This is a genomic window from Comamonas testosteroni, from assembly GCF_030505195.1.
In the GTDB taxonomy this organism is placed as follows: Bacteria; Pseudomonadota; Gammaproteobacteria; order Burkholderiales; family Burkholderiaceae_C; genus Comamonas; species Comamonas testosteroni_G.
Map to the genome: position 1 here is coordinate 1171664 of NZ_CP129672.1, position 14692 is coordinate 1186355.

The 14692-nt window shown below is 62.1% G+C and carries 11 protein-coding genes; 8 read left to right on the plus strand and 3 right to left on the minus strand.

Translation table 11 applies throughout. The annotated features are described in order from the left end of the window. Window positions 1-23: 23 nt before the first annotated feature. Window positions 24-1511 carry a short-chain fatty acyl-CoA regulator family protein gene (locus QYQ99_RS05405; RefSeq protein WP_302091756.1) on the minus strand — a complete coding sequence of 496 codons (1488 nt, stop codon included), beginning with the start codon at window positions 1509-1511 and terminating at the stop codon, window positions 24-26. A gap of 170 nt (window positions 1512-1681) precedes the next feature. On the opposite strand from QYQ99_RS05405, the gene prpC reads away from it, so the two are divergent. The 5 genes from prpC (at window position 1682) to prpF (ending at window position 7825) form a co-directional block, all read left to right on the plus strand. Beyond that, complete coding sequence (gene prpC, locus QYQ99_RS05410) at window positions 1682-2869, plus strand: bifunctional 2-methylcitrate synthase/citrate synthase (RefSeq protein ID WP_302091757.1); 1188 nt, start codon at window positions 1682-1684, stop codon at window positions 2867-2869. Between the two features lie 31 nt (window positions 2870-2900). Further along, a complete protein-coding gene (locus QYQ99_RS05415; RefSeq protein ID WP_302091758.1) occupies window positions 2901-3335 on the plus strand; it encodes a GntR family transcriptional regulator in 435 nt (144 codons plus the stop codon). A gap of 21 nt (window positions 3336-3356) precedes the next feature. Then, window positions 3357-5993, plus strand: coding sequence for a Fe/S-dependent 2-methylisocitrate dehydratase AcnD (acnD, locus tag QYQ99_RS05420; RefSeq protein ID WP_302091759.1), 2637 nt, complete (start codon window positions 3357-3359; stop codon window positions 5991-5993). A gap of 209 nt (window positions 5994-6202) precedes the next feature. Then, window positions 6203-6577, plus strand: coding sequence for a 2'-5' RNA ligase family protein (locus QYQ99_RS05425; RefSeq protein ID WP_437439063.1), 375 nt, complete (start codon window positions 6203-6205; stop codon window positions 6575-6577). Window positions 6578-6631: 54 nt separating this feature from the next. Continuing rightward, entirely contained in the window at window positions 6632-7825 is a 1194-nt protein-coding gene (prpF, locus tag QYQ99_RS05430) for a 2-methylaconitate cis-trans isomerase PrpF (RefSeq protein WP_302091760.1), read from the plus strand. 50 nt (window positions 7826-7875) lie between these two features. Here prpF and QYQ99_RS05435 read toward each other — a convergent pair whose 3' ends face one another. Together QYQ99_RS05435 and prpR are read right to left on the minus strand one after the other, a co-directional pair. Beyond that, a complete protein-coding gene (locus QYQ99_RS05435; protein WP_302091761.1) occupies window positions 7876-8823 on the minus strand; it encodes a sensor domain-containing diguanylate cyclase in 948 nt (315 codons plus the stop codon). Between the two features lie 225 nt (window positions 8824-9048). Continuing rightward, a complete protein-coding gene (prpR, locus tag QYQ99_RS05440; protein WP_302091762.1) occupies window positions 9049-11058 on the minus strand; it encodes a propionate catabolism operon regulatory protein PrpR in 2010 nt (669 codons plus the stop codon). A 183-nt stretch (window positions 11059-11241) separates the two neighbouring features. Between prpR and QYQ99_RS05445 the strand changes: the two genes are divergently transcribed. The 3 genes from QYQ99_RS05445 (at window position 11242) to QYQ99_RS05455 (ending at window position 14280) form a co-directional block, all read left to right on the plus strand. Beyond that, on the plus strand, window positions 11242-12216 hold the full coding sequence (locus QYQ99_RS05445; RefSeq protein ID WP_302091763.1) for a Bug family tripartite tricarboxylate transporter substrate binding protein: 975 nt from the start codon (window positions 11242-11244) through the stop codon (window positions 12214-12216). Window positions 12217-12291: 75 nt separating this feature from the next. Continuing rightward, window positions 12292-13293: a Bug family tripartite tricarboxylate transporter substrate binding protein gene (locus QYQ99_RS05450; protein WP_302091764.1), complete on the plus strand. Its 1002-nt coding sequence runs from the start codon at window positions 12292-12294 to the stop codon at window positions 13291-13293. Between the two features lie 126 nt (window positions 13294-13419). Further along, window positions 13420-14280: an isocitrate lyase/PEP mutase family protein gene (locus QYQ99_RS05455; protein WP_302091765.1), complete on the plus strand. Its 861-nt coding sequence runs from the start codon at window positions 13420-13422 to the stop codon at window positions 14278-14280. The last annotated feature ends 412 nt before the right edge of the window (window positions 14281-14692 follow it).

Genomic DNA, 14692 nt, shown 5'->3' on the forward strand with positions numbered 1-14692 from the left:
TTCACCGCACATGGCAGCAGCAACTAACCGCCATAGGGGACAAACCCGCTCTCGTTCTCATTGACTTTGAGCGGTTTGGCCACGTACGGGAAGGCACGTTGCGGGCAAGCGCCGCGCTCGCATACCTTGCAGCCCATGCCGATAGGAGTCGCTGCTCCTATATTGCGCAAATCCATGCCTTGGGAATACACCAGCCGCGCGGCGTGCTGCAAGTCGCAGCCCAGGCCGATGGAGAAAGTCTTGCCTGGTGCCCCCCAGCCCTGGCCAGCATGGCTGATGGTGCGAGCAATCCACAGGTAGACACGCCCGTCCGGCATGCTGGCGAGCTGGGGCACGATGCGACCCGGCTGGGTAAAAGCCTCGTACACCACCCACAACGGGCAGGTGCCGCCTGTCTTGGAGAAATGAAAATGCGTGGCCGACTGGCGCTTGCTGATATTGCCGGCCCGGTCCACTCGGATAAAGAAAAACGGCACGCCCGGCGCGTCGCTTCGCTGCAAGGTTGAGAGACGATGGCAGACGGTCTCGAAGCCCACACCAAAGTGCCTTGCCAGCAAGTCTATGTCGTAGCGAAGGCCTTCGGCCTCACGCAAAAACACTCCATATGGCAGCACGAATGCCCCGGCTACATAGTTGGCCAGCCCCATGCGTGCCAGCCGGAGCGTGGCCTCGTCCTGCCAGGACACGCTTTGCAGCTCCCTTTCAATCAGTGAATCAAACTCCAGCAGTGCCAGTTGCGTAGCCAGCTGAAACGCCTGCTGCATGGGGCTCAGCTGCGGTGCCACATACAAGGTGCGCGTGAGCGCATCGTAGCGCCTATGGCTGCCCGCTTTCTCAGCGGTCCCGACATGAGCACGCAGAACCAATACCCCATGTCGTGCCTGTAACCGGTACTGCAGCCAGTCATGCAGATGCCCGCCTTGCTCTGCAGCCTGCCGAGCCAGCGCTTCGGCAGCACGATCAAGCGCATCAAGGTAATTGCGGCGGGAAAAGAAGAAGTCACGCACCGCCTCGAACGGCATCTGGCGCAAGGGCTCAGCCAGCAGGTCCGCCATTGCACCATTCCCAGCGACATTGCTGTGAACTGAGGTGTCGGCATCCGGCCCGGCACGGCCATCACCCAGATGGACGCTCAAGGCCTCCAGCCGCTCTGCGTCCGCCAGGTGACGCTGGTGCATGGCCAGCAGCATCTGTGCCACCTGCGGTAGCTTGGCTGCGACCTCGCGCAGCTCGGGCAGCGGCACGGCACCTTCTGGCTGAGGCATGGCGGCCACCGCATCGCGCAACTGCGCCAGCAAGCGGGCCTCCTCATCCTCGGAGAACTGCTGGATATCGACGCCCAGCACCCTGTGAATCTTGAGCAGCACGGCCACCGTGAGCGGGCGCTGATCCTGCTCGATCTGGTTCAGATAGCTGGGTGACAGCTCCAGCGCTTGGGCCAGCGCAGCCTGCGTAAGACCGCGCTCGGCACGCAGGCTGCGCAAGCGCACGCCCATGAATGTCTTGGCCACTTACCCACTCCCTATTCCTGATGCCAAAGATTCGCAAAATTTGCAAATACATGCAATCACCTTCACAAGCATTCACTAATTCAGGTCTGTACGTATGAAAAGCAAATGCGTAGATTGCGAAGTATCGCAGACCAGCAAGAGCCTGCACTGCATATCCAAAGGAGACACCCATGAGCACTGTGACCGACGCAACATCCCCAACCGCCACTGCCCACGCCGCCGCAAGTTTCAAGCCCAAAAAGTCCGTCGCCCTCTCCGGTGTGACCGCAGGCAATACGGCGCTGTGCACCGTGGGAAAGACCGGCAACGACCTGCACTACCGCGGCTACGACATCCTGGACATTGCCGAGGTCTGCGAGTTTGAAGAGATCGCCCATCTGCTGGTACATGGCAAGCTGCCCACACAGGCCGAACTCAAGGCCTACAAAGCCAAGCTCAAGGCTTTGCGCGGCCTGCCCGGCAGCGTAAAGACTGCGCTGGAACAGTTGCCCGCCGCCAGCCATCCCATGGACGTGATGCGCACCGGTGTCTCCGCCCTGGGCTGCGCGCTGCCGGAGAAAGACGACCACAACCTTCCAGGTGCGCGCGATATCGCCGACCGCCTGATGGCCAGCCTGGGCAGCATGTTGCTTTACTGGTACCACTTCAGCAACTCGGGCCGCCGCATCGAGGTCGAAACCGGGGACGACTCCATCGGCGGTCACTTTCTGCATCTGCTGCATGGCGTCAGGCCTTGCGAGAGCTGGGTGCGCGCCATGCATACCTCGCTCAATCTGTATGCCGAGCATGAGTTCAATGCCTCGACCTTTACCGCCCGCGTGGTGGCCGGAACCGGCAGCGATATGTACTCGGCCATTACAGGCGCGATCGGCGCACTGCGTGGCCCCAAGCATGGCGGAGCCAACGAAGTGGCGTTCGAGATCCAGAAGCGCTATGACAACCCTGCCGAAGCCGAGGCCGACATTCGCCGCCGCGTGGATGCCAAGGAGGTCGTGATCGGCTTTGGCCACCCGGTCTATACCGTGAGCGACCCCCGCAATGTGGTCATCAAGGGCGTCGCCAAGACGCTGTCGGATGAAGCCGGCAGCACCAAGATGTACGACATTGCCGCGCGGCTTGAGTCAGTGATGTGGGAAACCAAGAACATGTTCCCCAATCTCGACTGGTTCAGCGCCGTCAGCTACCACATGATGGGCGTGCCCACTGCCATGTTCACGCCACTGTTCGTGATTGCGCGCACCAGCGGCTGGGCGGCGCACATCATCGAGCAACGCCAGGACAACAAGATCATCCGTCCCAGCGCCAACTACACAGGCCCGGAGGATCTGACGTTCATCCCCATCGACGAGCGTCAGTAAATCTCTTCCAAGCGCCATGACCGCCAAGCCCATGCAATCCCATTCACTGTGCATTGCCATCGCCAACAAACTGCGCGAGCGCATTCTGAGCCACCGCTTGCCGCCCGGCTCCGACATCAACGACGGCGCTTTGGCGCAGGAGTTTGGCGTGAGCCGCACCCCTGTGCGCGAAGCCATGAAGCTGCTGTGCCATGAAGGACTGCTGACGGCCCAGCCAAGGCGGGGCATGACGGTCACCCAGCTCACGGCGGCTCAGGTGGCCGAGGCCCAGCAGCTGTGCACCTTGCTTGCACATCATCTTGCGCAGCTGCAACGCCAGCAGCCCCGGGGCTGCACAGAGCTGACCGAGCACTTGCATGCCATCGCACAAGCGAGGCTGCAACTGGCCTTGGGCCCCGCGCCGCGTACTCCCCTGACGTTTTCCGCCCCACTGACCGAGCACCGGCGCACAGCCCTGGCTCTCTGAAAACCGCGAACAGACACCACAATGAGCAAACCCCAACCCCAGCGTTACCGCAAGCCCCTGCCAGGAAGTCAGCTTCACTACTTCGATGCGAAAGCTGCTGTGGAAGCCATACGCCCTGGCAGCTGGACCACACTGCCCTATACCAGCCGCGTCCATGCTGAGAATCTGGTACGGCGCAGCGATCCGGCCCACCTGACCGAGTACCTTACGCAAGTCATTGAACGCAAGCGCGAACGCGACTTTCCCTGGTTCCCGGCCCGCGTGGTCTGTCATGACATCCTGGGACAGACTGCGTTGGTCGATCTGGCCGGCCTGCGCGATGCGATTGCCGAGCAAGGCGGTGACCCGGCTGCGGTCAACCCCGTCGTGCCCGTGCAACTGATCGTGGACCATTCTCTGGCCGTGGAGTGCGGCGGCTACGATCCTCAGGCCTTTGAGAAAAACCGCGCCATCGAAGACCGGCGCAATGAAGACCGCTTCCATTTCATCGAGTGGTGCAAACTGGCCTTCAAGAATGTGGAAGTGATTCCGCCTGGCAACGGGATCATGCACCAGATCAATCTGGAGCGCATGAGCCCTGTGATCCATGCTATCGATGGCGAAGCATATCCCGACACCCTGGTGGGCACGGACAGCCACACGCCGCATGTCGATGCACTGGGCGTGATCGCCGTGGGTGTGGGCGGGCTGGAAGCCGAGAACGTGATGCTGGGCCGCGCCTCGTGGATGCGCCTGCCCGAGATCGTTGGAGTGCAGCTCACTGGCAGGCGGCAGCCCGGCATCACTGCCACAGACATCGTGCTGGCCCTGACCCAATTCCTGCGTCAGCAGAAAGTGGTGGGCAGCTATCTGGAGTTCCATGGCGAAGGCGCGCGCAGCCTCTCCATCGGCGACCGCGCCACCATCTCGAACATGGCGCCCGAATATGGGGCTACGGCCGCCATGTTTGCGATCGACGAACAGACGATCGCCTATCTGCGCCTGACGGGGCGCGAGTCTGCCCAGGTGCAACTGGTCGAGAACTACGCCAGACAGGCAGGCCTGTGGGCAGACAGCCTTGAAAATGCCGAATATGAACGTACGCTGAGCTTTGATCTGTCCAGCGTGGTGCGCAATATGGCCGGCCCCTCCAATCCGCACGCCCGCCTGGCAACCAGCGAGCTTGCAGCAAGAGGCATTGCCGGTGAGTGGGCGAGAGCCGAGGGCCGTATGCCCGATGGGGCCGTGATCATTGCCGCCATCACCAGTTGCACCAACACCAGCAACCCGCGCAATGTGATCGCGGCCGGTCTGCTGGCGCGCAACGCGCGCAATCTGGGTCTGGCGCGCAAGCCCTGGGTCAAGACCTCTCTCGCCCCCGGCTCCAGGACCGTGCCGCTGTATCTGCAGCAAGCTGGTCTGCTGCAGGACCTGGAAGCGCTGGGCTTTGGCGTGGTGGCCTTTGCCTGCACCACCTGCAACGGCATGAGCGGCGCGCTGGACCCCGTGATTCAACAGGAGATCATCGACCGCGACCTCTACACCACGGCCGTGCTCTCGGGCAATCGCAACTTCGATGGCCGCATCCATCCCTATGCCAAACAGGCCTTTCTCGCCTCGCCGCCGCTGGTCGTGGCCTATGCGATTGCGGGCACCATCCGCTTCGATATCGAGAACGATGTGCTGGGCGTCTTCCAGGGCCGCGAAATCCGCTTGAAGGACATCTGGCCCAGCGACGAGGAGATCGACGCCGTGGCCAAGGCTGCAGTCCAACCCGAGCAGTTCCGTGCGGTCTATGAACCCATGTTTGCCATCCGCGCAGACCAGGGCGAGAAGGTCGAGGCACTGTATGACTGGCGCCCGCAGAGTACCTATATCCGCCGACCGCCGTACTGGGAGGGAGCCCTCGCGGGCGAGCGCAGTTTGCGCGGCATGCGCCCTCTGGCCATACTGCCCGACAACATCACCACCGATCACCTCTCGCCCTCCAACGCCATCCTGATGGACTCGGCCGCAGGCGAGTATCTGCACAAAATGGGTCTGCCCGAGGAGGACTTCAACTCCTATGCCACGCATCGCGGCGACCACCTGACCGCGCAGCGCGCCACCTTCGCCAATCCCAAGCTGTTCAACGAAATGGTGGTAGACGACCAGGGCAAGGTGCGCCAGGGCTCTCTCGCCCGCGTCGAGCCCGAGGGCCGGACCCTGCGCATGTGGGAGGCCATAGAAACCTACATGCAGCGCAAGCAGCCGCTGATCATCATCGCCGGAGCCGACTATGGCCAGGGATCGAGCCGCGACTGGGCAGCCAAGGGCGTGCGCCTGGCCGGTGTGGAGGCCATCGTGGCCGAGGGCTTCGAGCGTATCCACCGTACCAATCTGATCGGCATGGGGGTGTTGCCGCTGGAGTTCCTGCCCGGCACGAGCCGCCACACACTGGGGCTGAATGGCACTGAGAGCTTTGATGTCATCGGCCAGCGTAGCCCCCAGGCCATGCTTACACTTCATATCCACCGAACGACCGGTGTTCGCACCGAAGTGCCGGTACTGTGTCGCCTCGATACCGCAGAAGAAGTCTCGATTTACGAGGCCGGTGGCGTGCTGCAGCGCTTTGCCCAGGATTTCCTGGCGGACAGCGCAGCGGCCGATTCCACATCGACGGCTGAACTTGTGAGCTAAGGAGCAGCTATGAGCCAGGCACGCATACTGATTGTCACCCAGCCCCAAAGCCTGGTACGTCATCGCCTGTGTGCCCGGATCAACGCTTTGGGCCTTGATAAGGAACTGGGCGAGCGCCTGTTCTCCCAGATAACTGGCACCAAACCTGGTGTGGCCCGTTTGACTCCGGGCAAGAGGCACTGCTCGCCCTGCTGGCCGCAGGCAATGCCGTGCAAGCGGCACAGCTGAAAGCCTTCGAGCTCAGCTTCAACCGCATTCGCGGTGAGGTGGGCGAGCGCATTCACTGGTCTTTGTGCACCTGCGGACGTCCGGAGCCTTTCAACCGGCTGCTGACAACGCTGCAGACCGAGTTGAAATCCCACGGCTTCAAGGATAGCGGTCATAGACCGCACATCACCATCAGCTACAGAGCACTACATGCCCTGCCCACTCGGCGTATCGATCCCGTTGACTGGCTGATCGATGAGATTCAGTTGGTCGAGCGAACCGTCACAGGCAAGCAGTTACGCTACCAGGTACTGCATCGCTGGCCATTGGCTTCCGGCTCTGCGCCTCGTCCCCAACAACTACGCCTGTTTCACTGATTCAAGGCTCAAGCCCTGGCTTAAGCCTTGAATACCTTGTTTGTTTGCCATTCCATGTCCCTCACTTCGCAAATCCGCATTCCCGCCACCTATATGCGCGGAGGCACCAGCAAAGGTGTGTTCTTCAAGCTTCAGGATCTGCCCGAAACGGCCCGGCAGCCCGGCCCTGTTCGCGACGCCATCTTTCTGCGCACCCTTGGCAGCCCCGATCCCTATGGCAAACAGATTGACGGCATGGGTAATGCCTCATCCTCCACCAGCAAGGGCGTGATCCTCTGCCAGAGCGCAAGCGCCGATCACGATGTGGACTATCTGTTCGGCCAGGTTTCCATCGATCAGCCTTTTGTGGACTGGAGCGGCAACTGCGGCAACTTGAGCGCAGCCGTCGGTCCCTGCGCGATCCACATGGGTCTGATTCCGGCCGAGCGCGTTCCGCACAACGGCGTGGCTACCATCCGCATCTGGCAGGCCAATATCGGCAAGACCATCATCAACCATGTGCAGATCCGCGATGGTCAGGTACAGGAAACCGGGGACTTCGAACTTGACGGCGTGACCTTTGCCGCTGCCGAAGTGGCGCTGGAGTTCCTGGATCCCGCCGATGAAGGTGAGGACGGCGCTGCCATGTTTCCCACCGGCAATGTCAGCGACGAGCTGGATGTGCCCGGCGTCGGCCGCTTTTGCGCGACCCTCATCAATGCCGGCATTCCGACCATTTTTCTCGATGCCAGAGAGCTGGGTTACACCGGCTGCGAACTGCAGGACGCCATCAACAGCGATGGCGCAGCACTGGCCAGATTCGAAGCCATTCGCGCCCATGGCGCACTCAGGATGGGCCTGATCAAGGATCTCGGTGAAGCCGCCACACGCCAGCACACGCCCAAGATCGGCTTTGTGGCTCCTGCGCAAAGCTATATCGCCTCAAGCGGCAAAGCCATTGCCGCCAAGGATATCGATCTGGTGGTGCGGGCGCTGTCCATGGGTAAGCTGCACCACGCCATGATGGGCACGGCAGCCGTCGCCATCGGCACGGCTGCCGCCATTCCCGGCACGCTGGTCAATCTGGCAGCGGGCGGCGGCGAGCGCCAGTCCGTGCGCTTCGGCCATCCCAGCGGAACCCTGCGTGTGGGGGCCGAAGCCAGGAGCGACCAGGGACAATGGCAGGTCACCAAGGCCTTGATGAGCCGTAGCGCCCGCATTCTGATGGAAGGCTGGGTACGGGTGCCTGGCGAAGTGCTGCAGGCCTGACACCGGGTGTGCACTGCCGGTCGCCTGCGGCATGCAGGCCTTGGCAAGGCTCAAGTGCTCAAGGTCACGCTTTCAATCCGGTGGCGGCCTTTGTTCTTGGCCGCATAGAGCTGCCGGTCCACAGCTTCGATAAAGCCGGCAGGTCGAATATGCTCTGCCGGCAGCACCGTACCCGCGCCAATGCTGACGGTCACCCTTCGGTCATGGGGCGACAGCGCATGCACGATGGACTGCTTCTGGATCAGGCGCTGGCAGCGCTCGGCCACCTTTTGCGCGGTTTCGGCGTCTGCTTCGGGCAGCAGCACCACAAACTCCTCGCCACCGTAACGCGCCACCAGGTCACGCTGTCCGTCCAGTGCCAGGCTCAGGGTCTGAGCAATATCCACCAGACATTTGTCGCCCTGTATATGACCGTACAAATCGTTGTATTGCTTGAAGAAGTCGACATCGAACAGCAGCATGGACAGGGGCTTGCCATCGCTGCGCGTGCGCTCCCACTCCTGCTCGAAGCTGGCGTCGAAGCAGCGTCGGTTGGCAATGCTGGTCAGGCCATCCTTGAAGGAGAGAACCTCCAGCTCCTTCTGCAGACTCAGCAGTCTTTCCTCGGTCTTTTTACGTTCGCTGATGTCGAACATGAAGCCGATCAGCGCCTGGGCTTCACCGTGTTCGTTGCGCACCACATGAACCACATCGCGAATCCAGACATAGCCGTTGTCCTTGGTCAGTGCGCGATAGTCAGCCTCATGGTCCACGCCGGCCTGGGACTGGCTCACACAGAAATTCACCACATATTCGCGGTCGTCGGGATGCATGCGCATGGCCCAGTCTTCGACGCTGACCCAGCTTTCACGGCTCCAGCCAAGCAGGCTCTCGATCTGAGGGCCGATATAGGCGAACTTCATGGTCGCCCAGTCGATCTTCCAGGGAATGGCCTTGGTGGACTCCAGCAAGGTTCTGTAGACCGCACTCTCGTTCTCAAGCTCGCTCACATCGGACATAAGCCGTCTCCCTCCCGATTCCAACCGATAAATCTACGGCCTGTCCTGTTGCCGGTCCTGGCCTTGTCGCGCTTGCAGTCGTTCAGACCTTGAAGGCTCAAGTCAGAGCCCGATCCAAGCTTGCAGGAGATTGTTGCGCCAGATGCCGAAATTCACGCCATCCACTCACGATATTGGCCGAAATCATACGTATGGTGTCCTGCTGCCGCTCAAGCCGCTCCGCAGCTAAGCCTTCATGCGCCGCCACAAAGTGGCCCGGCTGATGCCGAGAATCTCACAGGCCTGCCGTTGATTGCCGCCGACCGACTCCAGCACCTCACACAATCGCTTCTGCTCGGCAAGGCGGCCCGCGTCTCTGAGCTGAGCCTGCCGGGCCGCTGCAGGCTCAGCCAAAGCCAGGCCGTCGGCACACTCCGGGAAGACTTCAAGCAAACGCGCCATATCCAGAAGACCGCCCCGGCCTGAGCCCAGATAATCGCTGCAGGCCAGCAGACGCTCCACCCAGTTGTCCAGTTCACGGACATTGCCGGGCCAGTCATGCGCCGCGGCCCTGGCCAGCAGTGCATCGAGCTGCTGCCCCACTCTGTCATGCAGTGCGCGGGGCAGCCCGCTTGCCGCGCTCAAGCGCTGAGCCAGCATGGCGCGGCCCAGTTCCGCAATATCGGCGGCACCACGCATTTGCAGCGAAGGCGTACTCAGGCGCAGCACCGCCAGCCGGTAGTAGAGATCGCGCCGGAAGCGGCCGCGCTCCACCTGATCCGCCAGATCCGCATGGGTGGCGGCGATCACGCGCACATCCACGGGAATCGGCGCGGTGGAACCTACGCGCAATACCTCGCGCTCCTGCAGCACGCGCAACAGCCGCGATTGCAGCGCCAGCGGCATGTCGCCAATTTCATCGAGAAACAGGGTCCCGGTATGCGCAGCCTCGATCAGCCCGGTCTTGCCGCCACGCCTGGCTCCGGTAAAAGCGCCCTCCTCGTAGCCGAAAAGCTCGCTCTCCAGAAGGCTTTCACTGAGCGCCGCGCAGTTGACCGCCAGAAATGGCTGCTCCGCACGTCGTCCCGCGCTGTGAATGCCTTGCGCCACCAGCTCCTTGCCGGTCCCGCTTTCGCCCAGGATGAGCACCGTCGCATCGCTGTTCGCGTACTGCCTGGCCAGCAGTCGCACACGCTGGGCAGCGGGGCTGCTGCCCAGATAGTCCTCAATACGCCAGCGCACACCGCTAGCTCTTTGCCGCTGATTGGCGCGCAGGCTGCGATCGGCCCGCTGGATGACTGCAGGATCGCGGCAGACCAGCAAAGCGCCGGTCACCAGCCCGTTCTCCACAATTGGCGCACGTCGCACCACCAGGGTACGCAGGGCCAGTTGCACCACCTCTTCTCCGCCCTCCTCGCCCGCCAGTGCCCGAGCCGTTCCCAGGGACGGCGCCACCTCCTCCAGCATGCGGCCGTGCAAGGCCTCGACCGAGGCCCCGAGCAAGGCTGCCATGCGCGGGTTCAGCGCGCAAATGCGGCCACGCTCGTCCACAGCCGCCACACCGTCCTGCAACTGGTGCAACACGGTTTCCAGCCGTTGATGCCGGTCGCGCTCGGCACGTCGATGGCGGGCCAGCAGCATGGCGTCACTGAGTGCCTGACGCACCGAAATATCGGAATACAGCAACACGCTGGCCATGCCCGCCTGCTCTGCCAAATCGGCCACCAGGCCTGGCGCCACCACGGCACCAACGCCTGCAGCCTTGAGCTTTTGCACACAGGCCGGCGCATCATGCGGACCTTGATAGGCGATCTGGACCAAGCCCAGACCAAACAGGCTGTCGAACTGAGCCACCACGGGCGACGGCACCTCGAAGTTGACCAGGCCCACGCGCGCAGCCTCCTGCGTGGTTTGCAGCTTGGCCTGACGCAGCGCCTGCAGCAAATCCAGGCCGCGCACCTCGACCATGGCCAGCGGAATGTCCACGCGCTCGCGAATCCAGGCACCGCTGGCTCCAGCCCCCACCAGGGCGTCGATAGGCTGGCGCAGATTGAGCGCCTGCACCTGGGCCACCGCATCGTCGAAGGAAGCCGAGATATGCGAGAACCTGGCCTCACCCGACCAGGGCTGTGCCAGCCGCTCCAGCACCCGCCCCACACGATAGCGGCCTACGGTGACGATGTGGGGCAAATGCGGCTGACCAGTTGCCGGCATCCGATTGACGCCATCGTTGGATATCTCATCTGTTTCATTCATGAAAACAATTATTTCATCATCGAAACACAACCAATACACCCTCGCAGAAAGGCACCCCAAGAAATCGCAAAAAATTCAATGATTTCAAGCATTTGATTCGCAAAGGGTTTCCCCTAGATCCAACTGGCACAGTGCTTGCGGTAACAGCCCATACCCATATGAATTTGGATCCAGGAGATATCGATGTTTTTGAACCGCCGCAATCTTGTTGTCCAGGCCTTGGCTCTGTCCGTGCTGGCTCCCGCAGGCCTGGTCCAGGCCGCCGACTGGCCCACTCGCCCGATTCGCCTCGTGGTGCCGTTTTCCGCTGGCGGTGCCAATGACTTGATGGCCCGATCGGCAGCCGAAGGCGCTTCCAAGATCCTCGGCCAGCCTGTGGTGATTGACAACCGTCCTGGCGCGGGCGGCACCGTGGGTGCTGATATCGTGGCCAAGGCCCAGCCCGATGGCTATACGCTGCTGGTCAGCGCGGCCGGCGTCATCTCCAACAGCATGATCAAGAAGACCATGCCTTTCAAGGACGATGCTCTGCAGCCCGTGGTGATGATCGGCCTGGCGCCTTCGGTAATCGTCGTTCCCAAGAACGCGCCATATAACAACCTGCGCGACTTCGTCGAAGCCTCGAAGAAGGGTGCCGGCTTCAACTTTGCAACCGCCGGCACGGGCAGCACGCCGCACTTCGTGGCCGAGATGCTGAATGTGAAATACGGCGCCAAGCTACAGCCCGTGCCCTACAAGAGCGGTTCGGAGAGCACCACGGCCGTGCTCGGCGGCCAGGTCGAAGGCACGTCCGAAGCCAGCATCATCGCGCTGCCGCACATCCTTCATGAGGGCAAGTTCAAGCCTCTGGCCACGACCTGGACCCAGCGCATCTCCGCCTACCCGCAGCTCTCCACCGCCGTGGAGCAGGGCTTTGCCGACCTGCAGATCGCGCATTGGGCCGGCATTCATGCCCCCAAGGGCACGCCACCCGCCATTCTGGACAAGCTGGCTGCTGCCGTGGACAAGGCCATGAAGGAGCCCGCCACCGTCGAGAAGCTCAAGGGCCTGGGCATCGAGCCGGTAGGCGGCACACGTGCGGAGTTCGTGAAGTTTGCCGATGCCGAGCGCAAGCGCCTGGGCGAGATCGTCAAGGCAGCTCATATGCAGGAAAAGTGAGCTGCGCAAAAAACATAGCAGCCAGCGTATGCCCCATATACGCTGGAGCCATATAACAATACCGAGACCTGATTCATGATTTCCCGTAGAAACGCCTTGCTGTGCGCCACTGCCTGTGCCGCCGCCATCACAGCCTTGCTGGGTGGCGCCTCTGCCGCTCTGGCCCAAGGCTCGGATGCCTGGCCCACCCGCACCGTCAAGCTCATCGTGCCCTATGCGGCAGGCGGCTATGCCGACACCCGCGCGCGCCTGATTGCCGACTCGCTGGGCAAGGCGCTGGGCCAGCCCGTGATCATCGACAACCGTGGCGGTGCCGGCGGCGTGACGGGTACGGATGCCATCGCCAAGGCCAACGACGGCCACACCTTCGGCTTCGGCTCGCCCGGCCCCCTGGTCACCAATCCCATGCTGATGAAAAAGATGCCTTATGACGCCAAGACGGCGTTCAAGCCCATCATCCTCATCGAGCAGGCTCCCCTGTTTCTGACCACCGCTCCCAACCAGCCCTTCAAGAACGTGCAGCAACTGCTGGCCCATGCCAGGGCCAAGCCCGGCGATCTGACCTATGGCTCCTCGGGCGTGGGCGGGGCCCATCATCTGTCGGGCGAGCTGCTGGCCTACCAGACCCAGACCCAGCTGACCCATGTGCCCTACAAGGGCGGCTCACTGGCAGCCACTGACCTCATGGGCGGCCATCTGGCCATGATGTTCGAGATGGGCTATTCGGCCCTGCCTTCGATCAAGGCCAAAAAGATCAATGCCCTGGCCGTTTCCAGCAAGACCCGCCTGGCCGTGCTGCCCGACGTACCTACTCTGGACGAAGCCGGGGTCAAGGGCTTTGAGTCGTACAACTGGCTGGGCATGGTTGCACCGGCCAACACGCCCGACGCCGTGGTGGCCAAGCTCAACCAGGCCGTCAACGAAGCGCTCAAGAGCGACAAGTCTCTGCGCCAGATGATCGAAAGCAGTGGCGGCCAGATCATGGGCGGCACGCCTCAGGCCTATGGCAGATACCTGGAAGCCGAGCGCGCCAAGTGGGGACCTGTGATCAAGAACGCGAATATTTCGCTGGATTAATCCTCCGAGGAGCTGCGCGGCAGCTCTGCCTGGCTGCACCAGTCAGAAGTGCATACAGCCATCAAGGCTGATAGTTGAATGCGCCCATCAGATAAGTCTCAGAGTCCTTTTTTAACAAGCAATCTCATGAACCCGAAGCAACAACTCAAGGCCCTTGCCGATGCCCGCCGCGGCGTCATCGTTCCCGGTGCATTCAACGCCATGTCGGCGCGGCTGATCGCCGACCTGGGCTTTGAAGCCATCTATGTGACCGGTGCCGGCGTGACCAATATGTGGTTCGGCATGCCAGACCAGGGTTTTATGGGTCTCAGCGATATCGCCGACCATACGGCCCGCATCCGCGACGCCGTGGAGGTGCCGCTGCTGGTCGATGCCGACACCGGCTTCGGTAACGCCGTCAACACCTACCACGCCGTGCGCACGCTGGAGCGCGCCGGTGCCGACTGCATTCAGCTTGAGGACCAGGTCAGCCCCAAGCGCTGCGGTCACTTCAATGGCAAGGCCGTGATCGAAACCAGCGAAATGCTGGGCAAGATCAAGGCCGCTGTCGATGCGCGGCGCGACAGCGGCACTCTCATCATGGCCCGTACCGACGCGGCAGCCGTTCACGGCTTTGAAGCCGCCATCGAGCGCGCTCAGCAGTTTCAGGAAGCCGGTGCCGACATCCTGTTTATCGAGGCCGTCACCCAGGCCGAAGAAGTGCGCGCCCTGCCTCAGCGCCTGCAAGCTCCCCAGCTCATGAATATGGTCATCGGCGGCAAGACCCCCATCTTCAACGCTGACGAACTGGGTGAGCTGGGCTATGGCTTTGTGCTCTATGCCAATGCCGCACTGCAAGGCGCTGTGGCCGGCATGCAAAAGTGCCTGACCCTGCTGCGTGACGATCACAAGGTCGATGAAGACCCCGCCATCGTCGCACCTTTCCTTGAACGCCAGCGGCTGGTGAACAAGGACTTCTGGGATGGGCTGGAGCAGAAGTACCAGTAACTCCAAAGCATGTCCTGAGGAGCAGACGGCGTGCAACGCCTCGGCATCAAGCGTTGCGCGCTGTTTTTTATCATCCCGCATAGGTGGCTGAGCCTATGGAGCTGGTCTTGGCCTGGACCTCAGCTCACGGCGATAGGCGCGCAGCATCTGGCGTGGATAGCGGCTGCCATCTGCGAACAGACTTTCTTCGTACTTCTGGCGGAAATGCCGTATATCCAGATCCGATTTGGAAATCCGGCCCCGACCCGCCTTGAAATGTTCGACCGCAGCTTTGTGCCATGCACAGAAGATCGCCCAGACCATCAGCTGATGCGCTTCACTCCACGCTTTTGCATGGGGCTTGCGCCATCTCCCAGTGTGCGGACAGCTGCGGAGACAGACCTCCGTCGCAGGCCATGAGCCGCCCGTCAGA

Bases quoted from the DNA above. Each gene is read 5' to 3' on its own strand.
- prpC (WP_302091757.1), top strand. From the start codon at position 1,682: ATGAGCACTGTGACCGACGCAACATCCCCAACCGCCACTGCCCACGCC.
- QYQ99_RS05415 (WP_302091758.1), top strand. From the start codon at position 2,901: ATGCAATCCCATTCACTGTGCATTGCCATCGCCAACAAACTGCGCGAG.
- acnD (WP_302091759.1), top strand. From the start codon at position 3,357: ATGAGCAAACCCCAACCCCAGCGTTACCGCAAGCCCCTGCCAGGAAGT.
- prpF (WP_302091760.1), top strand. From the start codon at position 6,632: ATGTCCCTCACTTCGCAAATCCGCATTCCCGCCACCTATATGCGCGGA.
- QYQ99_RS05435 (WP_302091761.1), bottom strand. From the start codon at position 8,823: ATGTCCGATGTGAGCGAGCTTGAGAACGAGAGTGCGGTCTACAGAACC.
- prpR (WP_302091762.1), bottom strand. From the start codon at position 11,058: ATGAATGAAACAGATGAGATATCCAACGATGGCGTCAATCGGATGCCG.
- QYQ99_RS05445 (WP_302091763.1), top strand. From the start codon at position 11,242: ATGTTTTTGAACCGCCGCAATCTTGTTGTCCAGGCCTTGGCTCTGTCC.
- QYQ99_RS05450 (WP_302091764.1), top strand. From the start codon at position 12,292: ATGATTTCCCGTAGAAACGCCTTGCTGTGCGCCACTGCCTGTGCCGCC.
- QYQ99_RS05455 (WP_302091765.1), top strand. From the start codon at position 13,420: ATGAACCCGAAGCAACAACTCAAGGCCCTTGCCGATGCCCGCCGCGGC.